Below are 21,669 nucleotides of genomic sequence, written 5' to 3' on the forward strand. Positions count from 1 at the left end.
TACGAATTTTACCTTCCTTTATAATTAGGTTTTCTTTTCTCTAAGAAGGCATTTACCCCTTCTATGAAGTCTTCTGTTTCTGCTGCTTCTTGTTGCAGGTCACCTTCAAGTTCCAACTGCTCCTTTAAAGTATTAGTATAAGAATTAGCAAAGGCTTTTTTCGTTAACTTAAGTGCTGCTGTTGGCATGTTTGCCATTCTCTCAAGGATTTCCATTGATTTTGGACCGAATTCTTCTTCAGTGAAAACCTCAGCGACAAGACCGTGAGTTTTAGATTCTTCAGCAGATAATTTTTTACCGGTAAACGCTAAATAATTAGCCAACTGTCTACCTAAAAGTTTCGGTAAGAAATAAGTTCCTCCTGTATCAGGAATCAAACCGATATTTGAAAATGCCTGAGCGAAATAAGCCTTGTTGTTAGCCAATACAAAATCACAGATTAAAGCTAACATTGCACCAGCTCCTACTGCAGGTCCATTTACCAATGCAATAACCGGTTTTTTGCAACGGGTAACCTCCATTACCAATGGATTATAGTAGTCTACCACAATTTTTCTGATGATATCCTGATCGTGGTGCTCTTTTCCTGTCACGAATGCTTCATCCAGATTCTGACCAGAACAAAATGCTCTTCCTCTTCCGGAAATGGCAACGCATCTTACCGTTTCGTCTTCACTGCATTCTTTAACAAAATCTCTCAGATCAGCTAAAGCAGGCTTTGTAAGCGCATTCATCGTTTCAGGTTGATTGAGGTAGGCGATTTTAAGCTTCCCGTCAAAATGCGTTTCAATATCGAGTTGTGTATACATAGTTTTGTATTTTATATTTAACAATGCACTAATTTAACAATATAAATCAATGTAACCGTCTAACAATTTAACAATCTAGTCTTATCATCGTTATGTTTTGCATAGTCCGTAAACTTTAGAGTTAAACTTATACTTTGACTTATTGTTATCTTATCTATTAATGACATTTAAAATAATCAAAAGGTTCCAGACAGTCTAAGCACTGATAAGAAGCCTTACACAGGGTAGACCCGAATCTGCTGATCTGTTTGGTGTGCTCAGAACCACAACGCGGACATTTTTTCGGTTTCCCGATGTGGTGTTCATCAGCTCCTTTTTCAGGAGGTGTAATTCCGAAAGCACGGAGCTTTTCTCTCGCTTCATCTGTCAGCCAATCCGTTGTCCATATCGGAAACATTTTGGTGACTACTTTAGCTTCCCATCCGTTGTCCTTCATGATTTTCATGATATCTTCTTCGATAGTAAACATTGCCGGGCAGGCAGAATAGGTAGGAGTGATCGTTACTTCACAGGAGTTTTCTCCTGTGATTTGTGCCTCTCTTACAATTCCCAGCTCTACAATATTAATTACCGGAATTTCCGGATCGGGAACTAGTTCTAATATTTCTAAAGGATTTTTCAATCTCTTATTATTTTTCTTCTAAACATTAATAAAACAACAATTAAAACAAGATCTGCAACAATCAATATTTTATTCTGTTTTATATCCTGACATAAATTTCTTTTGGTTATTTGTGAAATGCAGTCCCCTGGATTATTGGTTTCATACTTTAAACTAACTTGTGTATTGATTATTCCAAAATAAAATATTGGAATTAAAATAATCAGTACAATCATCAGGATTTTAAAATAGTTCTTTTTCAATACTGAAATCTTCTACCAAGTACACCCAGGATACGCTCTCTGCATATACTGAAGCTCACAAAGGATAAATCCAAAGTATTCTGTATGATATCCTGTTCTGGATTTTGGCTGCATAAAAGGATTCGATGGATATTCTAATCCGAAATCCTGAAAATCTTTTTCTGTAATGGCAACAAACTCTTTGTACAATTCATCAACATTAGGAACGATATTCAACACAGCAAGATCATCTTCTCCTTCTGATTTGGCAAAAAGACCTTTTGTATATTCCCAGATATTTTCGATTGCTTTTTCCAAACGCTGACGGCTTTCTTCTGTTCCCTGCGCAAAAATCTTCATCCAGGATGCCGTATGAGTATAATGATATCTTACTTCTTTTAATGATTTTTGAGCAATCGCAGAAAGTTCTTCATTTGCAGAATCTGATAATGCCTCATACATCAATTTCTGGTATATCGAGAAAACATATACTTTAAGAATCGTCTGTGCATAATCTTCATTAGGAAGCTCTGTCCAGTGTGCGTTTAGATACTCGTGTTCATATCTTAAAAATGCAATATCATCCTCACTTTTACCGTTGTCAATCACTCTTGAAGCATACACATAAAAGTTATTAGCCTGACCAAGTTCATCCAACGCAATGTTTGTTAATGCAATATCTTCCTCCAAATAAGGACCTTCACCGCACCATGCAGATAAACGCTGTCCCATAATGAAACTGTCGTCTGCTAGTTTTAATAAATAATTATATAATGGGTTCATTATTTTAGCTTTTGGCTTTTGGCATCTAGCTTTTGGCGAATTGCCGGTAGCTAACAGCCAATAGCTGTTTTACATATTTTTTACGTCGTTTGGAATCTCGTAGAAAGTTGGATGACGGTATAGTTTGTCATCAGCAGGATCAAAGAAAGCCTCTTTATCTACTCCTTCTGAAGTCACAATATATTTACTTGGAACTACCCAAACAGAAGTTCCTTCTTTTCTTCTGGTATAAACGTCTCTTGCATTCTGCAAAGCCATTTCTGCTGTTGGTGCTTGTACAATTCCAACATGTTTGTGAGATAATCCCGGTTTAGTCTGAATAAACACTTCCCACATATCTAAATTTGCCATAATTAATTTGAAAATTTGAAAATTGGTTAATTTGAAAATTGATGAATCGTGTTCATTGAAAATTTGAGCATAAATAACGTGGTTAAAGTCATTTTCAAATTTTCAAATTAGCACATTTTCAAATTATATTACTTCTTTTTGTTGTTTCTCTGCAAAAGCTGCTGCCGCTTCTTTTACCCAAGAATTCTCTCTTTGCGCTTTTCTCTTAGTTTCAATACGCTTCTTATTACAAGGACCGTTTCCTTTTAATATTTCCATAAATTCACCCCAAGGAAGCTCTCCGAAATCGTAATGCTGTCTTTCTTCATTCCATTTCAGGTCTTTATCAGGAATCGTTAGTCCTAAGAATTCAGCCTGAGAAACAGTCACATCAATAAATCTCTGACGAAGACTGTCATTACTTTCTCTTTTTACCCTGTAGTTCATAGAGATCTTAGAGTTTGGCGAACTGTCGTCATTAGGTCCAAACATCATTAGAGCCGGCCACCAGAAACGGTTTAACGAAGCCTGAGCCATTTCCTTCTGTTGTTTGGTACCACGGCAAAGCGCCATTAGAATCTCATATCCTTGTCTTTGATGAAAAGACTCCTCTTTACAGATCTTTACCATCGCTCTTGAGTAAGGTCCATAAGAGTTCCCCATCAACATTACCTGGTTCATAATGGCTGCACCATCTACCAACCAGCCGATAGCACCGATATCTGCCCAGCTTAGCGTAGGATAATTAAAAATACTTGAATATTTTGCTTTTCCTTCCAGCATATCATCATAAGTAGCATCTCTGTCTGCTCTGATACTTCCGTCTCCTAAAGTTTCTGTTGCAGAATAAAGGTATAAACCGTGTCCCGCCTCATCCTGAACCTTAGCCAGAAGTGCCATTTTTCTTCTCAATGAAGGAGCCCTGGAAATCCAATTGGCTTCCGGTAACATTCCTACGATTTCAGAATGGGCATGCTGTGAAATCTGACGAACCAATAATTTCCTGTAATCATCAGGCATTACATCTTTTGGCTCTACTTTATTTTCTTCGTGAACGTATTCAACAAATTTTTCTAAGTCCATAATCTTTTAATTTGAGAATTTGAAAATTAGTTAATTTGAAAATTATTTAGAGAAACTGAGAATAAACGATTACTCATTTTCAAATTTCCAAATTAGTACATTTTCAAATTGAATTAAACATCATAATTAAGCATCACCACATTCGTTGTCGGGTGACATTGACAGGTAAGAACGTAACCTCTGGCTACTTCGTCTTCGGTAAGTGCGTAGTTTTTCTCCATGAAAACTTCTCCTTCCAAAACTTCCGCTTTACACGTACAACATACTCCTCCTTTGCATGCAAAAGGCACAGGAAGATTGTCTTTCAATGCTTTATCTAAGATACTCTCTTTTTTGGAATTAAGGTGGAATGAATACTCATCATCATCAATAATTACCGTTACCATACTTTCGATGTTGGCAATCGCTTTGAATTCATCACTCATTTCCTCCGTATTTTCTTCGTCAGGAGCTGTGAAATATTCAAATAAGACCTGGATAGCAGGTACTTTTTTATCTTTCTTTAAATAATCGGAGATGCCTTTAATCATTTCTGAAGGACCACAAATGAAGTAAGTTGCTTCCTTTACATCAATCTCTGTATATCTTTCAAACAGCTGATCTAATTTCTCAGGAGAAATTCTTCCTTCAAAAACAGGATCTTCATGTTTTTGACGACTTACTAAATAAATCACTTTAAGTCTTCCATTGAACTGTTCTACCAGTTTTTCTATTTCAGCTTTTCTCAAAACATGATCCATACTTCTGTTACTGTAAAACAGATAAGCATTACTGTTGGGTTCCTGATAAAGACTTTCTTTAATATTGGATAAAACCGGAGTGATCCCACTTCCTGCCGCCAATCCTATGTATGTTTTTACATTTGTAGGGTGATAAGAAGTATTAAAGCCACCCATTGGAGGCATTACTTCCAGCATTTCATCCATATGAAGATGCTCATTGAAGTATCCTGATACTTTTCCTCCTTCAAGCAATTTTACCAGAACTTCCAAAGTATTGCTTTTTTCGCTTGGGGCATTGCAGATAGAGTAAGAACGTCTCTCTTCATTTCCGTTGATTGTCATTCGGAAATTAAGGTACTGCCCTTGTTTGAACCTGAACTTGTCTTTCAGTTCTTCAGGAATCTCCACTGCAACACTTACAGCGTCTGAAGTATCCTTCTGAACCTTTACAGTTTTAAGTTTATAAAATGAATTCATTATTTTTTTAGTATTCTATTAATTTTTCCACCTTCGCACTTCGGCAAACTGTCCTGAGCATGAACTTTCACTTTTGTAGTGATGCCTACTCTCTTTTTGATTTCGTTTTCAATATTTCTTCCGAAGCTTCCGACAAAATTAAAATAATCATCGGTATTGGCTTGTATTTTTTGTGTATTTACCAGTTCATCATCAATTTCAACATCAATATCCAAAGCAACACACATATGTTCTTTTTCAATGGGAGTTAAGTAATAGTTGGGAACCACTCCTTTTACGTGGGAAAATGCCTCTTCAATCTGACTTGGATATACATTTACTCCTCTTACAATCAGCATATCATCTGCTCTGCCAACAATCGGTTTCATTTTCACCATAGTTCTTTTGGCATTTTCATCGTAATAGAGACTTGTAATATCATTCGTCCAATAACGCAGAAGCGGCATCGCTTTTTTTGTTAAGGTTGTTATAACCAATACTCCCTCTTCTCCGAACGGGACAGGCTGTTTAGTAACAGGGTCCAGAATTTCAGGATAAAAATGGTCTTCCCAGATATAAGCTCCTCCTTTCTCTTCAAAATCTTCCATAGAAACTCCAGGACCAATGATTTCGCTCAAACCATAAATATTGGTGGCATGAACGCCTAATCTTTCTTCAATGTGGCCTCTGATAATCTCTGTCCACGGTTCTGATCCCAATACAGCATACTTAAGGCTGATTTCATCAGCTGAAATTCCTCTTTTAGCAAACTCATCCGCAATGGTAAGAGCATAGGATGGTGAACAGCAGATCACTTCCGGCTTAAAATCTATAATCAGATCTACCTGTCTGGCTGTCATTCCTCCTGAAATTGGAAGAACGCTCATTCCTAACATTTCTGCACCGTAGTGAAGCCCTAAACCTCCGGTAAAAATCCCATAACCATACGCATTATGTAACTGCATTCCCGGTCTTGCTCCTGCGGCATTTAATGACCTAGCTACCACTTCACTGAAAAGTTCCACATCTTCTTTAGTATATCCTACCACTGTAGGTTTTCCTGTAGTTCCGCTTGAACAGTGAATTCTCTGAAGTTCAGTTTTAGGAACCGTAAATAATCCGAATGGGTAATGGTCTCTTAAATCCTGTTTGTAAGTAATTGGAAGTTTCGTGATATCTTCAATTGACCTTATATCCTGTGGAGATATCTGCAATTCATCAAACTTTCTTCTATAAAATTCCGATTTCTCGTTCAGATAACCCATGAGATTTACTAAGCGGTCGGATTGAAGCTGTCTCAACTGACCCAGCTCCAGATATTCAACTGAAAAATCCATAAAACTAACTAACATTTGTTAGGTGTAAATTTAAAAAGATTTTGGAAGCTGACAAAATTTTTATGATTTTCGTCATATTTTGAATGATTCTAAATAACTAAAGTTGGGTTGAAATTGAAATTCGATTGATTTGCCATTCCGAAAGAAATAAAGTGGAGCGTGTAATCTCAATAAAATTTCTATTAAGATTAAAGTTCTTATAGTACAAATAAGGACTAAATAACATTGAATAATAGTGGAGATTCTTCCTTCGTCAGAATGACAAGACCTTATTACTTATTTTTAGTTTCCCAGAAGTCCATAAAGAATCTTATCTCTTATTTCATCAGTGATCTCATCAGTAGAATCACTACTTCTTTTAAACCAGAAATAGGAATTGTTTAAAGTATGGAGAATGAATCTTGTAGTAAATGATGGAGATTTCAGCTCCCAGTTTTCCGCTTGATAGATTTCGGAAATCAGCTGCTCCACTTCCTGTTGGTAATTTTTCCTTAGTTCTATGAATTCAGGAAGCCTTTCTTCAAGATGCCTCCATTCAATAGAATAAATATGAGTCACATCCCGGTTTTTAAGAACAACCGAGAGATGTTTGTCCAAAAACAAATTCAGTTTTTCCCTTGGAGCAATATCTTTATTTTTTACTTCCTGAAGCTCATCGAAAAACTCCTGTGCAATACCAAAACAAACCCACTCCAAAATTTCTTCCTTTGAACGGATGTGTGCATACAGCGATGCAGCCTTGATATTAAGCTTCGTAGCCAGATCTCTTACCGAGCTGCCCATATACCCTTTCTCCTTGAAAAGTTCTACGGCGACGTCTAATATTTTCCTTTGTTTTTCTTTAAGTTCCATCTGTAAAAATGCAAAAGTAGTTATTCTGAAATAAATTATGCCCTCCTGATACTCAAATTCATATATTTTCAAACCCATCCTCCAGGCTTTCAAATTCAAGACTGACGGAATGTTCATTAATTTGAGAGGAAATTTTAGAGAATCGGAAATTTTGTCAAGTTAAATTATCGTTAAAAATACATAATCCGGAAATTTTGTCCTTTTTTTTTGTAAATTTAATAATTGAACAGTTTTTGCGATACAGTCATCGATTACATGATTAAATAATTGATTGGCATTAAGAAACTGAGCCTGGAAATTTAGTTTCTTGATGTTTTTTAAAACTAAACTTTAAACGAATCATTACCAAAAATATAGAAATATGAACTTAAACCAATATACTGTAAAATCACAGGAAGCCATCCAGGCAGCACAACAAGTTGCTATGGAATTGGGCAATCAAAGTATTGAACCTCAACACCTCCTTGAAGGAATCTTTCAGGTGGATGAAAATATATCGCCTTTCTTATTAAAGAAATCTGAAGCAGATGCCAATTTAGTAAGAGAACGAAACCGTGAAAATTTAGAAAAGCTTCCCAAAGTACAGGGAGGGAATATCTATCTTTCACAATCAGCAAACAAAGTATTGCTGGATGCTCCCAACATTGCTAAAAAAATGGGGGATGAATATGTAACCATTGAACATTTATGGTTATCTCTTATTGAAACCAGTTCCGAAGTTTCTCAAATGCTGAAAGACATGGGAGTAACTAAAAAACTATTAGAAGGAGCTATTAAAGAATTAAGAAAAGGAAGTAAAGCTACTTCTGCAAGTTCAGAAGAGACTTATCAATCCTTAAATAAATATGCTAAAAACTTCAACGAGTTAGCTGCTGAAGGAAAACTGGATCCGGTAATCGGACGTGATGAAGAGATCAGAAGAGTATTACAGATCCTTTCCAGAAGAACAAAAAACAATCCCATCCTAATCGGAGAACCGGGTGTAGGTAAAACGGCTATCGCTGAAGGAATTGCTCATAGAATTATCAGTGGAGATGTTCCTGAAAATCTAATGGATAAAACATTGTACTCACTAGATATGGGAGCTTTGATCGCCGGAGCAAAATATAAAGGTGAATTTGAAGAGCGTCTGAAATCTGTAGTGAATGAAGTAATCAAATCTGATGGACAGATTATTCTTTTCATTGACGAGATCCATACTTTAGTAGGAGCCGGAGGTGGTGAAGGAGCGATGGACGCTGCCAACATTTTGAAACCAGCCCTTGCAAGAGGTGAATTAAGAGCGATTGGAGCCACTACATTGAGTGAATACCAAAAGTATTTTGAAAAGGACAAGGCGTTGGAAAGACGTTTCCAGAAGGTTATGGTAGAAGAGCCGGATACTGAATCTGCAATTTCTATTCTTCGTGGGATTAAAGATAAATATGAGGCTCACCACAAGGTAAGAATCAAAGATGAAGCGATTATTGCTGCGGTGGAAATGTCTCAAAGGTATATTTCAGATCGATTTTTACCGGATAAAGCGATTGACCTTATTGATGAAGCATCTGCTAAGCTAAGAATGGAAATCAATTCAAAACCTGAAGAGCTGGATGTTTTAGACAGAAGACTCATGCAGCTTGAAATCGAGTTAGCCGCTATTTCAAGAGAAGGTAATCAGACTAAAATTGACCATTTAAAAGAAGATATTGCTAAGATTTCTGAGCAGAGAAATGAGATCAATGCCAAGTGGTTGAAAGAAAAACAAAAAAGTGAAGATCTTACCCAGATCAAAAAAGATATTGAATCTCTGAAGTTAGAAGCAGAAAGAGCTTCCAGAGCTGGAGATTATGCCAAAGTAGCGGAAATACAATACGGAAAACTTCGTGAAAAAGAAGATGAGTTGGCAAAGCTTGAACTTGAAATGCAAAACCATCAAAATGAGCTTATCAAGGAGGAAGTAACCTCTGAAAACATATCTGAAGTGATTGCAAAATGGACTGGTATTCCAGTCACCAAGTTATTGCAGTCTGAAAGAGATAAGTTATTGAATCTGGAAGCAGAACTTCATCACAGAGTTGTGGGACAAGATGAAGCTATTGAGGCTGTAGCAGATGCGATCAGAAGAAATAGAGCCGGATTGAGTGATGATAAAAAACCAATCGGATCCTTCTTATTCTTAGGAACAACCGGTGTTGGTAAGACTGAGCTTGCAAAAGCATTAGCTGAATTCTTATTTGATGATGAAAACAATATGACGAGAATTGATATGAGTGAATATCAGGAACGTCACAGTGTTTCCAGATTGGTAGGAGCTCCTCCGGGATATGTAGGATATGATGAAGGTGGACAATTGACTGAAGCAGTAAGAAGAAGACCTTATTCCGTAGTTCTTTTGGATGAGATTGAAAAAGCACATCCAGATGTTTTCAATACTTTGTTACAAGTTTTAGATGACGGCCGTTTGACTGATAATAAAGGTCGTGTTGTGAATTTTAAAAATTCAATCATCATTATGACCTCGAACTTAGGTTCACACCTGATTCAGGAGAATTTTGAAAAGATTACCGATGAAAATGTAGACGAAGTTGTAGAAAAGACTAAAGAGGAAGTTTTTGATTTACTGAAACAGACCTTACGTCCGGAATTCCTGAACAGGATTGATGAGATTGTACTGTTCCAGCCTTTAAAAAAGAAAGAAATTGGAAAAATCGTTCAGTATCAGTTGAGAGGGTTCAATGATATGTTGGCAAAACGTAACATCATCATGACTTTCACCCAGGACGCTGTGGATTATCTGATGGAAAAAGGATATGATCCGGTATTTGGAGCAAGACCTTTAAAAAGAGTCATCCAACAAGAGGTATTGAATAAACTGTCTAAAGAAATCCTGGCAGGAAATGTAAATGACGGTGACAGAATTACCCTGGATTATTTTGTAGAAACAGGGCTGGTGTTCAGACCTACTGAACATAAAAGAATAAAGTAGTTTTTTTCATATACATTAATTTTTGTAGATAAGTGCTGTAGAGAAATCTGCGGCACTTATTTTTTTAATTTAAAAGTACATTTCTTATTAATTTATATCTTTATATTGTGAAATATAATTAAATTTACTTCCAAAACAAATTAATAACTTAAACAAAATCAGCATGAAAAAGTTAAAAAGACAAGAATTAAAGAAAATTTCCGGCGGTATGTTTGCTCCAATAGTTGAATGTGATGAAAACTGGAACTGCCCCAGCGGTCTTTGTTGTTCATCAGGAATGATTTGCAGGGATCCGAGAAAGCATCCTTGTATTTAGAATAAAACGGAGAAAAATTCTCCGTTTTTTTATGCATAATAACACGATTTTATCTTTATCTTTTTTCTTTTAGTACACAACCCGTAAAAATACGGTAAAAATAATAGTGTAATTCCCTATTCCCTACTCTATTTTCTAATACATTTTTTTACGAAATTTGCAGAAATACGGATATTCCATTATAAAACTAAGTTATGAAAACAGAATCTACTAATGATCGACAGTCTCCTAATGCAGGAGGAATGTCTAATGATCTGATAAATGCTCTTATTGAGAACTATCGTCAGAACCAAATGAATGCTATCAATGAAACTATGGGAATAACAGATGCCCATTGTATATGGTTTGATCTTCCTAAGCTAAAAAATTTCATTAACCAATTAGAACATGAGGCCAGTAAAATAAATCCTGAATGTACCCAGGAAGATTTAGGAATCAGATTTTATTATGCCGCCTACCCGAAAATCGAAAATTGGGATATTATGGAAAGTCATCCCGTTCCGCAGGAGTATTCTGAAAGACATACCCTTATAATGGTCCCTACATTGAAAAAAGAAAATGAAGACGGAGAAATTATACATTTTGACTTCAACTCATTACCAAATAATAACCTGAAAAACCTTACACTCAATGCACGTGGTCCAAAACTCCAAGGTATAGGAGAAAATCAAGGAACCTTATCACCTCCGGCAAGCTCAATAGGAATGCTTTAGTATTAATTAAAAAAGAACTTATTATAAACTATGACTGAATTCCAAAGGTTTTTCTCACAATTTATGTATACCGGAGAGGCTATCGCTGCTTTAGTATCCATTATTTATTTTAACCGTGAAAAAAAGCTGCATTGGAAACTTTTCGCTTTGTATCTTATTGCTATATTCCTATGTGAATCATCTGTGAAATGGGCAGAGGAGGAGCTTCGTATCGATAGGATTATTTTTTACAATTATTTTGTAATGCCATTGCAGTTTATTTTCTTTTATTGGTTATATGCGATAAAATCTCTGAAGAAACCCAAACTATTCTATATCTTTTCTTTGCTATATTTTGCAGCGTTTATTCCACAACTTTCACTCTTTGTAGAAAGAAAAGTTGTGTATGCTCCCAATTACACTTTAGGATGTATATTTTTGATGGTTCTGGTCGTTATGGAATATTATAAGCAGGTTAATTCAACAGAAATCCTAAAATTCAGTACCAACAGGATGTTTTATATTAATCTGGGTAATACTCTTTTTTATATAGGAACACTCCCGTTTATGACCTTCATGTCTCTTCTTTGGGAATATAGAGATCTATGGGATCTATATTTTGCTTATTTTCAGGTTTCGGGAACTATCATGTATCTTTTATTTGCAAGTTCATTCATATGGGGAAAGCAGAATTAATAATTACGATCATCCTTTTCAATACATTCTTTGTAATGTTTGCCGTTGCTGTGGCCATCTATATCAGAAATTACAGACAGCGTAAAAAAGAATATCTTAATGAAATAGAGATGAAAAATGAAATTCACCAAAGAGAACTCCTTTCTACTCAGCTCGAGATCCAGCAAGCTACCATGCAGCAGATTGGAAGAGAATTGCATGACAATATCGGGCAAAAGCTGACATTGGTGAGCTTATATGTTCAGCAAATGCTTTATGAGAACAAAGTTCCTGAAGCCAATGAGAGAATTGACCAGGTTTCCCAGATCATCAATCAGTCATTGCAGGATCTGCGCAGCCTTTCAAAAACATTGACTGATGATAATATCAGTCAAAAAGAAATTGTAACTTTAATTCAGGAAGAAGTTGATAATACCAATTCTTTGAAGAAATGCCTGATCAGTTTTGAACATAATTTTGACTACCTGGATCTTGGCTTTGTTCATAAAAATCTATTGCTAAGAATCACTCAGGAATTTATCCAAAATAGTATAAAACACTCTCACTGCAAAAATATTTTCATCAGCTTAAATACTTCGGAAAACATACTTTGGGAACTTACCATTCGTGATGACGGAATCGGATTTGACCCAACCCGGACTCAATCTAATGGAATTGGTCTCACTAATATGAAAAACAGAGCTGAAATTATTGGAGCAGATTTCCGTCTAGAGAGCGAAAAGAATATAGGAACCCAACTTAATATTATCTTAAAGAAACAGCCATGAAAAAAACAATAGTAATTGTTGACGATCATATACTTATTGCTAAGGCCCTGGAAGGGATTATTGGTAACTTCAGTGAGTTCGAAGTTATCTATGTCTGTGAAAGCGGCAAAGACCTGATTCAAAAATTCGAAGAAGGAAATACAATTCCGGAGATTATTCTTATGGATGTCAGCATGCCAATTATGGACGGTTTTGAAACGGCAGCCTGGGTCACCAAAAATCATCCAGATATTAAAATAATGGCACTCAGTATGCAGGGTGATGATAACAGTGTTATTAAAATGATTAAAAATGGGGCAAAAGGATATCTTTTAAAAAATACCCATCCCAAAGATCTGGAAATAGCACTTACAAGATTAAATACAGACGGTTTCTTTTATCCTGAATGGGCCTCAAAGATTATATTCTCCAATCTCAATAAAAATGACATTGAAACATCAGTAAAAATCTCTGAGCGGGAAAAAGAATTTTTAAAATACACTGTAACAGAGCTAAGTTATAAAGAAATAGCAGACAGAATGTGTTGTAGTCCGAGAACAGTAGAAAGTTATCGTGATCAGTTATGCGAAAAACTGGATTTAAAAACCCGTGTTGGCCTTGCTGTTTTTGCTATTAAAAACGGTTTTGCCAATTAAATTATAAGGAAAGACTTCCCACTTTAAAATCTATCTCGATTTGAGATAGATTTTTTTGTTCTGAACATATAATCATCCTGAAAAAGCTCTAATAAAAAGAATCAATCAAAAAAATAATTTCTTCCCTTCTTCTAACATAGCCTTTCCGGACCAGTTCATTGTAAAAAAAATTCTATGAAAAACGAATAAAGCATAAAATTATTTTCTTTAAAAATACACTCAAATGTGAAATATAAAACAATTAATTAAAAATGATTAAAATTCAATACAAATTAAATTATATTACAATATACATAAAGAAAACAAGTATTAAATAAGCATTTGTTAAATAATAGCTAAAATTATTTGCATATCAATTTTAAATAATATAATTTCACACCTTCAACCACATTATATTATAACGATATGAAAAAATTCTTATTTGGAGCTTTAGCTCTAGGTTTTTTGTCAGCATGTAACTCTGACAGCTTAACCAATCAAAACGAAGCACCACTGGATCAGGGAAAACCTACTCCAAGCGCTGTTCAAAGAAGCTGTCCGTCAGAAGAACTAAGACAAGCAATGCTTCTGAAGAACCCTGCACTTAAGCAAAAAATGGCTGATATTGAGTTCAATACCGAAAAATTCTCTGAAAATCTTAAATTAGGAAAAGTGCTCGCAGATGGAACTGTTGAGATCCCGGTTGTATTTAATGTAATTTACAATACTTCTGCTCAAAATGTTTCCGATGCAAGAATCGCAGAACAAATTGCAGTATTGAATGCTGATTATGGGGCTACCAATTCCGACATTACTAAAATTCCTTCTGCCTTTCAACCTTCAGCAGCTGGTGATGTAAAAATCCGTTTTAAATTAGTAGCGACTAACCGTAAACAGAGCACAAAAACAGGCTGGAGATCTGATCTCGAACAGATGAAAAAAGCGAGCACCGGAGGCATTGATGCAACTGATGTGAATAAAAATATGAACATATGGGTTGTCAACTCAATCCTTGACGAAAATAGCCAGCCTGGAACTTTAGGTTATGCTTATTATCCCGAAAATGCAGGCCAATGGTATGACGGTCTTGTAATAGGATATCAGTATATAGGAAAAACCGGTGCCTCTGCTCCATTCAACTTAGGAAGAACAGTAACGCATGAAGTAGGCCACTACCTAAACCTTCCACACCTTTGGGGATCGTCTAATGCAGGCTGTCAGACAGATTACTCTAATGATACTCCAACTTCGCCAGGTCCAAATTATGGAACTCCAACATATCCTTTGAACAGAGTTTGTGGAGGGGTAAGCCGTTCTCAGATGTTTATGAACTATATGGATTATGTGGATGATAAAGCAATGTTTATGTTCTCTGCCAATCAAAAAACAAGAATGCAAGCTGTAGTATCTGCATCCGGACCAAGATCTGGATTAAGATAATCAACAAAATCGATTGAAATATTATAAAATCATTAAAATAGTCTATCTCAATTTTTGGGATAGATTTTTTTTATATTTTTACGCGATTTAATTTCAGCACCCTTAACTAAGATGAAAAAAATAGCACTAGCATCAGGAATACTATTGCACCTAGCTTGTATGAAAGCACAGGATACCATCCAGACTCGAAACCTTCAGCAGGATATTTCGTTACTCAATACCAATTCAACGATAAAGGAACCTACTCCATTTTTCAAGAAGGAATGGGTTAAGAAATCTGTGGCTCCTGCTATTCTTTTTACTGCAGCTGCAGCTACATGGGGAGAAAAAGAGAATATCCGTGAGGTAAGGAACCGATATCTTCCCAATTTCAAAGTTAAATATGATGATTATCTGCAATACGCTCCTGCTTTAGCGGTTTACGGTTTAAAACTGGGAGGTGTGAAAGGAAGAAATAGTATTGGAAGAGCCACATTATCTTACGGTGCCAGCTTAGTAATTATGGGAATCCTGGTAAATTCTATCAAATATACTGCAAAAGTAGAGCGGCCGGATGGATCTAAAAATAACTCTTTCCCATCAGGACACGCAGCAATGGCTTTCACCAATGCCAGTTTTCTTCACAAAGAATATGGAATGGTAAATCCAGCCTATAGTATTGCAGGATATGGTTCTGCTACTATTACCGGACTTGGGAGAAACTTAAATAACAGACACTGGGTTCCGGATATCCTAGCCGGTGCTGGGATTGGAATTATATCTACAGAACTTGGGTATTTCTTTATTGATAAAATTTATAAGAACAAAGGAGATAATTTAAGTCTCTTATCCAGAATAGAAGGAAACGATTATCCTTCTTTCCTTTCCCTAAAGATGGGGACAGCATTAGGGACGACCAACTTCCTTAAAGAATCGGAACTGGATGACAAAAAACAAATCGGTTTTGAAGGTGGATTGGAAGGCGCTTATTTCTTTTCAAAAAAATGGGGTGTGGGAGCAGATATCACTTTCAGCAGCTTCCCTATTAAGTCTCAAAGAATAACCTTTGATGATGGACAAGATTTTGGTGACCATGAAGTTAAAACACAATCTATGGGCTTCCTGGCCGCAGGGATTGGACCTTATTTTTCTCATGAATTCTCTGATAAATGGCAACTTATGTTAAAAATAACCGGTGGATATGCTGCTACTGCCAGTGGAAAAGTATTTGTAAAGGGAAACGATATAGACACTCCTAATCACGAGCTTCAGATTGCCCGATACAAACCTAAACCAGCTTTCCGATGGAATACAGGTGCTTCTATGACTTATAAGTTCAACCCAGGACTTGGCCTTACTTTCTATACAGATTATAATCAGATCAACTCTACGATCCGTTATCACTTCAGTGATGAGATTAAGGAAAGCGCCGAGTTGGATCAGGAATTAAACAACCTGATTACTAAAGAAAAAATCAATTATATTACATTAGGTTTACGATTAACTGCCTATTTTTAAAATAAAAAAAGCCTTCAAAATATGAAGGCTTTTACTTTTTATAAAGTTCTACTGTTATCTCCCGGTGTATAATCCATGAAAAGATCTCCGTCCAGCAATACAGATTTCACTTTTTTCTTAATAGGAATCACCAGATCGGTTAATTTTTGATCTTTTTCCCAAACAGAAGGTGAAAAATGTAACTTCTCTGTGGTTCCATCCTCGTAGGATAATACAGCATCAAACGGAATGGCAAATCCACCTACATTCACCACATTCACTGTAAGCAAATCATTCATCTGTGAAGCTCCTGCTGCTTTTAAATCAATATAATTATTCGTGTAAAACCAATTTTGGAAGAACCAGTTCAGATTTTTCCCGGAACCAGTATTCATAGAATTGAAATAATCCCATGGAACCGGATGTTTTCCATTCCAGTTATTCATATAATGATGTAATGCTTTCTTGAATAGTTCATCTCCCAAATAATCCTTTAAGGCAAGATAAGATAGGGATGCTTTCACATACGAATTGTTTCCGTACCCGGAACCACTTACCTGTGTACTCATTGTAATGATCGGCTGATCCTGTTCTGCTGAAGGATCATTGATCCATTTTTTGACCCGAAAGTTTTTGTAAAATTCTTTCGCTTTAGCTTCCCCATTTTCATCAATTCCAATTAAATATTCTAAGGTAGTTGCCCATCCTTCGTCCATAAAGGCATATCTCGTTTCGTTAATTCCCATATAGAAAGGGAAATAAGTATGTGCAATTTCATGATCTGCTGTAAGCCTCGCATCCTGAAGGTCATCCGGAATACTGGTATCATTAATCATCATCGGATATTCCATATCTGCATATCCCTGAATAGCTGTCATTACATTATAAGGATATTCTACTCCCGGCCAGTTTTTGGAAAACCAATCCAGGTTATAACGCATCCAGTCTACATAATGTTCAAAATCTTTTGCTCCTGCTTTATATCCTGCCTGAACGCTTGCTCTTTTGGTTTTAAGCTGAACACTGGCTGCATCCCACACATAATGGTTACTCAATGCAAAACAGAAATCCGTAATATGATTGGCTTTAAACTTCCAGACATTCCATTTATTTTGCTGGGTGACTTTCCCTGACTTCATTTCCTGCTCAGTGGCAATATGCATCAGTTTATCACTTTTCAATGAAGCTTTATATCGTTTTAAATATTCCGGCTGAAGAACGGCTTCGGGATTTAGGAAATCTCCGGTTGCCCACACCACATAATTCTTTGGAGCGGTAATCGCAAAGCTATAATCATTAAAATCATTATAAAACTCCTGCCTGTCGGAATGCGGAAGCATGTCCCATCCGTTATAATCATCATAAACAGAAATTCTTGGGAAAGAATATGCTACATAGAATGTCTCAGGATCAATCTGCCCTTCTCTACCACTTTGCACAGAAAGCGGATATTCCCATTCAATTTTAACCTCAGCTTTTGATTTTGATTTTAAAACTGATTTCAATTTTACTTTTTCAACGGTTCCCCAATCCTCACTATTAATGTCATATTTTTCACCATTTACAATGAATGATTTGATCTTAAGTCCAGTGGATAAAAAATCTTTGGAGACCGATCCCGATCTTGGAGATTGTGGTTTATGCAGATTATTTACAAATCTTATTGCCAATTCATTAAGGTTATCCGGGCTGTTATTGGTATAAACAATTGTTTCTTTTCCGGAAACAGTTTTTGTATTGGCATCTACTTTTACATCAACATTATATATTCCTTTATTCTGCCAATAGTTTTTGCCTGGTGCACCAGAAATATCACGGGTTCCTTTTTCATAAGCTCTTTTAATATTTCTCGGCATATACAATTCCTGAGCAGAGAGTTGTAACAATGAAACTACAACCAACATTCCGGAAAAAATTCTCTTCATAATAATCTCTTTTTTAGATAAGTATCAAAAATAGCGAAAATGTAACACCAAGTGATAATTTCTTTTATAATAATGTTTTATGGTAATTAGTATTTTATTTAAAATATTCTAAAGTCTTTCCTGCTCAGATGTTTTTTTGATTGTTTTCGCATTCTTCACAGATTGATTTCCAAAATTGTACTTCAAAGTTAGAGTGAACCCTTGAGTATCTGTGTAGTCCAGGAAATAATTATCCTGATTGGCATATTGGGTAACAACCTTCTGGCGGGTGGTTTTAAAAATATCATTTACTACAAATGCTGCTTCCAGTTTTTTATTGAAAAACTTCCTGTTCATCACAAAATAGGCAGACCAATTACTTGAAATTGTGAATGGACCTTGTATTCCCGGAGAGAAATATCGATGCCCCATTTCTATTTTCCAATCAGTACTTTTATCCAGCGTAAAGCTGGTAGAAATGTTAGACATCCAATTCCAGACTTTATTTTGATACAGCATTCCATCTACTCCATTGAAATAATTTTCATTGTGTTCAAGATTTTCAGACATAACGACATTCCACCAAGGCTTTATCTGGAAATTTTTATATAAACTTAACCCAAATGCCTGTCCTTTTTCAATATTGGTGAAATTATACACCACATTGTTCGTTTCTGGTACCTGATATGAAATTTCCATAGAAGGATACAACTCTTTTCGGTAGTACAGATCAAGATGCCAGTCTTTCCAGGAATATGAAAGATTAAGATTATGAATAATAGTTGCCTTTAATTGAGGATCTCCTTGGAAGTATGAAAACAGATTATAATAAGATTTTGCAGGATTCAGCCATGAATAAGAAGGTCTGCTGATTCTTTTTCCATAAGAAAATCCAAATTCATGCTTATTTCCTGTAGTATATTGGGCATAAAAGGTTGGGAAAAAACTCCAGTAATTATTTTTATTACGGTTATAAGGTTCAGAAACAATTCCTTCAAGATCTGTCATTTCTGCACGAAGACCTCCTTTAAAATTCCACTTTCCCATATTGTATGATAATGAGGAATATAAAGCAAAATTATATTCTTTATAATTAAAATCACTGCTTTTTTCAGGCCTGAATTCCATCACTCCATTTTCATTATCCGAGAAATCAAGTTTGCTGTTTGTTTTTACAAAACTATACTTCGCGCCGGATTCCAGCTCCAACTTATCTCCTTTCCACTGATAATCCAATTGGGTAGAATACAGCTGAACATCAGCCTTATTCTGCGTTACAAAATTCTCACCTCTTGGAGTCTGACCTGCAAAATCCAGGTGAGTCGTTACATTTTGGTACTTATCAGCATTGTTTCCTGTAAAATAATTAATCCAGGAGAGACTGCTTTTTTTATTCAGTTTTCGGTCTATCTGAAAGCTAACTGAACTATTATTGGAACTTGATTCATGATCGTTCAGAGTTCTATAATTTGATTCTACAATATCCTGATTGTTGTAGATTAATGTGGGTACATCATAAATTCCATAAGACTTTGGAGAAAAATACCCTGAATAGTTGAGGCTTAAGCTAGTCAAACTGTCCAACTCATATTCTACATTAAAATTCAGGGTATTCTGGTTAGTGTTTTTATCCTTCCTGTTCATCGTACTTATCCATGTGGTCTGGCTTTCGGGATAACGGACATAGTCAGATCCTTCACGGAAATAAGTCCCCATCCCTTTATAATAGCTTGCCATAATGGAAAGTTTATCCTTCTTATAATATTGAGACAGTCCAAAAACGGCCTTCGCATATTGCGTTTGAACATATTTTGAAGACAGAATTCCACGATAGCCCTCAATCTTGTTCTTTTTCATCACAATATTCAGTACAGCGCTTCCTGAAGCTTCATATTTTGCTGGTGGATTGGTAATCACTTCTATAGATTTCACCTCATCTCCCTGTGTGTTTTCCAAGAGATTTTTAAGTTCATCACCTGTCAGCATTACTTTTTTATCATTAATGGTGACCAAAATTCCTGTACTTCCTTTTACCGTAAGCACATTATTATTGACAGTAACACTGGGTGTATTCTTTAAAATCTCCCATGCATTGAGTGATGAAATATTGCTATTTTCCACATTAAACTCCAGTCGATCTATTTTCCTTTTCACCAATGGTTTCCGTTGGGTCATCACCACTCCTTCTATTTCCTGAGATTCCTTTCTGAGAATAATTTGTAAAGCGTCCGGATTTTCCAGGTCCAGATTTTTTTCAAATAGAGAATATCCGTTGTTCTTCACGACCAATTTTACATTTTGCTCCTTGACCCCCTCCAGAATAAAGCCTCCATTGCCATCAGTTTTTAACTCTTTGATTAACTCATTTCTGGAATTGTACAGGTTGATATTTACTGCAGAAAGCTTTTCGTTTTCGGTATTCATTACCGTTCCTGCAATTTTTTGTTTTTGAGCCAGCATCATTATGGGAAGACACAGAAAAAGAAGAGTTTTGTTCATGATTACATTTTTAAGAATGATGTAAAACAGTACTATGGCTTGTTTTTACAGGACAAAATTCCATATTGGGCGGGAGAATTTCGGTTAACGAAAGGTTAATGATGGGTTAACGTCTTTTTTGCTTTAAAATGAGAAAGCCTGAATCAGAAAATTCAGGCTTTTAAAATTAATAAGGGATATTTTTATGGATAAGGAATTGCTTTATCCAGCTCTATAGGATTATAGTATTTTTTAATATTAGCTTGTGTTTGTTTAGTTAAACCGGCAAATTCCTCTTTACTTTTGATCTGCTGCCCTTCAATCTTTACATTCCAATCCGGTTGAAACTCTGTTCTCATTCTGGCATAGGGATCATTATAAAATTCAAGGTTTAGTTTTATCCATTTCTTAAAATCAATAGTAATGGGATCTAATGAGTAATGTCTTTCGAGAAAACCTTTTGTATCATATGTTTTCGGAAGGTTAATATTTCGGGATAAAGAATAAATAAAATCTTTTTTATCATCTTCTGCATATAGAACAAGCCCCGGCAAGCCCCTGAATTTATAAGGGCCTTCAGGAATATTAACATCTGTTGTAAACCATGCAGTCCAATTTCTCCCGCCAAATCTTGCTGTTGCCTTCTGCAAATTATAATTATTGATTTTCTTCGTTTCAGTCTCTATTTTCCATTGAATATTATCCTCTGTCTCAAAAACATAATAATAAGGCATCATTCTGATCTGGAAATAGTTTTTATTTTTATTGGAGTTCCTTTTCCTAATGATTGTTTGCTCAGATTGGCTGGTATGCTGAGATGACATTCCGCCATGAAGAATGTTAAGAGAATCATTCACTAGAAATTCAAATTCATAGAATTTTACTTCTTCAGGATTAATATCCAGCACCATTTCTTCTTTATCATAAGCTGCATCATTAGGATCTGGCCTGTATTGGAGTTCGTAGATGAATCGATGAGTCTGCGCATTTACCACACCCCCAATCAATACCATCAAAAGGATCATCTGTTTTTTCATGGAATAGTCTGTTAATCCTTTAAAAATAAGAAAAACCATACAAATTATAAGGTTAATGAAAGGTTA

The 21,669-nt window shown here is 35.7% G+C and carries 19 protein-coding genes; 8 read left to right on the forward strand and 11 right to left on the reverse strand.

Annotated features, from left to right (window positions below):
* Window positions 1–8: 8 nt before the first annotated feature.
* The 8 genes from NBX25_RS10475 to NBX25_RS10510 all read right to left on the reverse strand — a co-directional run bounded on the left by NBX25_RS10475 (window position 9) and on the right by NBX25_RS10510 (window position 7,332).
* On the reverse strand, window positions 9–809 hold the full coding sequence (locus NBX25_RS10475) for an enoyl-CoA hydratase-related protein (protein WP_250253603.1): 801 nt from the start codon (window positions 807–809) through the stop codon (window positions 9–11).
* Between the two features lie 157 nt (window positions 810–966).
* A complete protein-coding gene (gene paaD, locus NBX25_RS10480) occupies window positions 967–1,431 on the reverse strand; it encodes a 1,2-phenylacetyl-CoA epoxidase subunit PaaD (RefSeq protein ID WP_123909070.1) in 465 nt (154 codons plus the stop codon).
* Between the two features lie 254 nt (window positions 1,432–1,685).
* A complete protein-coding gene (gene paaC, locus NBX25_RS10485) occupies window positions 1,686–2,435 on the reverse strand; it encodes a 1,2-phenylacetyl-CoA epoxidase subunit PaaC (protein WP_250253604.1) in 750 nt (249 codons plus the stop codon).
* A gap of 69 nt (window positions 2,436–2,504) precedes the next feature.
* Window positions 2,505–2,786, reverse strand: coding sequence for a 1,2-phenylacetyl-CoA epoxidase subunit PaaB (gene paaB, locus NBX25_RS10490; RefSeq protein WP_002981782.1), 282 nt, complete (start codon window positions 2,784–2,786; stop codon window positions 2,505–2,507).
* Window positions 2,787–2,909: 123 nt separating this feature from the next.
* Window positions 2,910–3,848 (reverse strand): 1,2-phenylacetyl-CoA epoxidase subunit PaaA, encoded by a 939-nt coding sequence (gene paaA, locus NBX25_RS10495; RefSeq protein WP_123909072.1) that lies wholly within the window; start codon window positions 3,846–3,848, stop codon window positions 2,910–2,912.
* A 113-nt stretch (window positions 3,849–3,961) separates the two neighbouring features.
* Window positions 3,962–5,047: a 2Fe-2S iron-sulfur cluster-binding protein gene (locus tag NBX25_RS10500; protein WP_123909073.1), complete on the reverse strand. Its 1,086-nt coding sequence runs from the start codon at window positions 5,045–5,047 to the stop codon at window positions 3,962–3,964.
* Complete coding sequence (locus NBX25_RS10505) at window positions 5,047–6,363, reverse strand: phenylacetate--CoA ligase family protein (RefSeq protein ID WP_250253605.1); 1,317 nt, start codon at window positions 6,361–6,363, stop codon at window positions 5,047–5,049. Before NBX25_RS10505 ends, NBX25_RS10500 begins: the two co-directional genes overlap by 1 nt.
* Before the next feature lie 282 nt (window positions 6,364–6,645).
* Window positions 6,646–7,332: a TetR/AcrR family transcriptional regulator gene (locus tag NBX25_RS10510; protein WP_250253606.1), complete on the reverse strand. Its 687-nt coding sequence runs from the start codon at window positions 7,330–7,332 to the stop codon at window positions 6,646–6,648.
* 244 nt (window positions 7,333–7,576) lie between these two features.
* Between NBX25_RS10510 and clpB the strand changes: the two genes are divergently transcribed.
* The 8 genes from clpB (at window position 7,577) to NBX25_RS10550 (ending at window position 16,205) form a co-directional block, all read left to right on the forward strand.
* On the forward strand, window positions 7,577–10,183 hold the full coding sequence (clpB, locus tag NBX25_RS10515) for an ATP-dependent chaperone ClpB (protein WP_250253607.1): 2,607 nt from the start codon (window positions 7,577–7,579) through the stop codon (window positions 10,181–10,183).
* Window positions 10,184–10,346: 163 nt separating this feature from the next.
* The gene (locus NBX25_RS10520) at window positions 10,347–10,499 is read left to right on the forward strand and encodes a hypothetical protein (protein ID WP_164464409.1); all 153 of its coding nucleotides are present in this window, start codon (window positions 10,347–10,349) and stop codon (window positions 10,497–10,499) included.
* A 194-nt stretch (window positions 10,500–10,693) separates the two neighbouring features.
* A complete protein-coding gene (locus tag NBX25_RS10525; RefSeq protein ID WP_250253608.1) occupies window positions 10,694–11,212 on the forward strand; it encodes a hypothetical protein in 519 nt (172 codons plus the stop codon).
* Window positions 11,213–11,242: 30 nt separating this feature from the next.
* A complete protein-coding gene (locus NBX25_RS10530) occupies window positions 11,243–11,887 on the forward strand; it encodes a hypothetical protein (protein WP_123858912.1) in 645 nt (214 codons plus the stop codon).
* Window positions 11,869–12,654 carry a sensor histidine kinase gene (locus NBX25_RS10535; RefSeq protein ID WP_123909079.1) on the forward strand — a complete coding sequence of 262 codons (786 nt, stop codon included), beginning with the start codon at window positions 11,869–11,871 and terminating at the stop codon, window positions 12,652–12,654. The genes NBX25_RS10530 and NBX25_RS10535 overlap by 19 nt, the downstream gene beginning before the upstream one ends.
* Window positions 12,651–13,289, forward strand: coding sequence for a response regulator transcription factor (locus NBX25_RS10540; protein ID WP_250253609.1), 639 nt, complete (start codon window positions 12,651–12,653; stop codon window positions 13,287–13,289). The genes NBX25_RS10535 and NBX25_RS10540 overlap by 4 nt, the downstream gene beginning before the upstream one ends.
* 405 nt (window positions 13,290–13,694) lie before the next feature.
* Window positions 13,695–14,708, forward strand: a complete 1,014-nt coding sequence (locus tag NBX25_RS10545; RefSeq protein WP_123909081.1) for a zinc metalloprotease — start codon at window positions 13,695–13,697, stop codon at window positions 14,706–14,708.
* A 111-nt stretch (window positions 14,709–14,819) separates the two neighbouring features.
* On the forward strand, window positions 14,820–16,205 hold the full coding sequence (locus NBX25_RS10550) for a phosphatase PAP2 family protein (protein WP_250253610.1): 1,386 nt from the start codon (window positions 14,820–14,822) through the stop codon (window positions 16,203–16,205).
* Between the two features lie 38 nt (window positions 16,206–16,243).
* Here the strand turns inward: NBX25_RS10550 and NBX25_RS10555 are convergent, their stop codons facing one another.
* The 3 genes from NBX25_RS10555 to NBX25_RS10565 all read right to left on the reverse strand — a co-directional run bounded on the left by NBX25_RS10555 (window position 16,244) and on the right by NBX25_RS10565 (window position 21,603).
* The gene (locus NBX25_RS10555) at window positions 16,244–18,109 is read right to left on the reverse strand and encodes a M1 family metallopeptidase (RefSeq protein ID WP_250253611.1); all 1,866 of its coding nucleotides are present in this window, start codon (window positions 18,107–18,109) and stop codon (window positions 16,244–16,246) included.
* 108 nt (window positions 18,110–18,217) lie between these two features.
* Window positions 18,218–20,587, reverse strand: coding sequence for an outer membrane beta-barrel family protein (locus NBX25_RS10560; RefSeq protein ID WP_250253612.1), 2,370 nt, complete (start codon window positions 20,585–20,587; stop codon window positions 18,218–18,220).
* A gap of 182 nt (window positions 20,588–20,769) precedes the next feature.
* Window positions 20,770–21,603: a GLPGLI family protein gene (locus tag NBX25_RS10565; protein WP_250253613.1), complete on the reverse strand. Its 834-nt coding sequence runs from the start codon at window positions 21,601–21,603 to the stop codon at window positions 20,770–20,772.
* Between the last annotated feature and the right edge of the window lie 66 nt (window positions 21,604–21,669).

Origin of the sequence: Chryseobacterium sp. Marseille-Q3244, assembly GCF_940807095.1 — a bacterium.
Lineage (GTDB): Bacteria > Bacteroidota > Bacteroidia > Flavobacteriales > Weeksellaceae > Chryseobacterium.

Coding starts and splice junctions, on each gene's coding strand:
- NBX25_RS10475 (WP_250253603.1), bottom strand. CDS start 809: ATGTATACACAACTCGATATTGAAACGCATTTTGACGGGAAGCTTAAA.
- paaC (WP_250253604.1), bottom strand. CDS start 2,435: ATGAACCCATTATATAATTATTTATTAAAACTAGCAGACGACAGTTTC.
- paaB (WP_002981782.1), bottom strand. CDS start 2,786: ATGGCAAATTTAGATATGTGGGAAGTGTTTATTCAGACTAAACCGGGA.
- paaA (WP_123909072.1), bottom strand. CDS start 3,848: ATGGACTTAGAAAAATTTGTTGAATACGTTCACGAAGAAAATAAAGTA.
- NBX25_RS10500 (WP_123909073.1), bottom strand. CDS start 5,047: ATGAATTCATTTTATAAACTTAAAACTGTAAAGGTTCAGAAGGATACT.
- NBX25_RS10505 (WP_250253605.1), bottom strand. CDS start 6,363: ATGGATTTTTCAGTTGAATATCTGGAGCTGGGTCAGTTGAGACAGCTT.
- NBX25_RS10510 (WP_250253606.1), bottom strand. CDS start 7,332: ATGAACATTCCGTCAGTCTTGAATTTGAAAGCCTGGAGGATGGGTTTG.
- clpB (WP_250253607.1), top strand. CDS start 7,577: ATGAACTTAAACCAATATACTGTAAAATCACAGGAAGCCATCCAGGCA.
- NBX25_RS10520 (WP_164464409.1), top strand. CDS start 10,347: ATGAAAAAGTTAAAAAGACAAGAATTAAAGAAAATTTCCGGCGGTATG.
- NBX25_RS10525 (WP_250253608.1), top strand. CDS start 10,694: ATGAAAACAGAATCTACTAATGATCGACAGTCTCCTAATGCAGGAGGA.
- NBX25_RS10530 (WP_123858912.1), top strand. CDS start 11,243: ATGACTGAATTCCAAAGGTTTTTCTCACAATTTATGTATACCGGAGAG.
- NBX25_RS10535 (WP_123909079.1), top strand. CDS start 11,869: ATGGGGAAAGCAGAATTAATAATTACGATCATCCTTTTCAATACATTC.
- NBX25_RS10540 (WP_250253609.1), top strand. CDS start 12,651: ATGAAAAAAACAATAGTAATTGTTGACGATCATATACTTATTGCTAAG.
- NBX25_RS10545 (WP_123909081.1), top strand. CDS start 13,695: ATGAAAAAATTCTTATTTGGAGCTTTAGCTCTAGGTTTTTTGTCAGCA.
- NBX25_RS10550 (WP_250253610.1), top strand. CDS start 14,820: ATGAAAAAAATAGCACTAGCATCAGGAATACTATTGCACCTAGCTTGT.
- NBX25_RS10555 (WP_250253611.1), bottom strand. CDS start 18,109: ATGAAGAGAATTTTTTCCGGAATGTTGGTTGTAGTTTCATTGTTACAA.
- NBX25_RS10560 (WP_250253612.1), bottom strand. CDS start 20,587: ATGAACAAAACTCTTCTTTTTCTGTGTCTTCCCATAATGATGCTGGCT.
- NBX25_RS10565 (WP_250253613.1), bottom strand. CDS start 21,603: ATGAAAAAACAGATGATCCTTTTGATGGTATTGATTGGGGGTGTGGTA.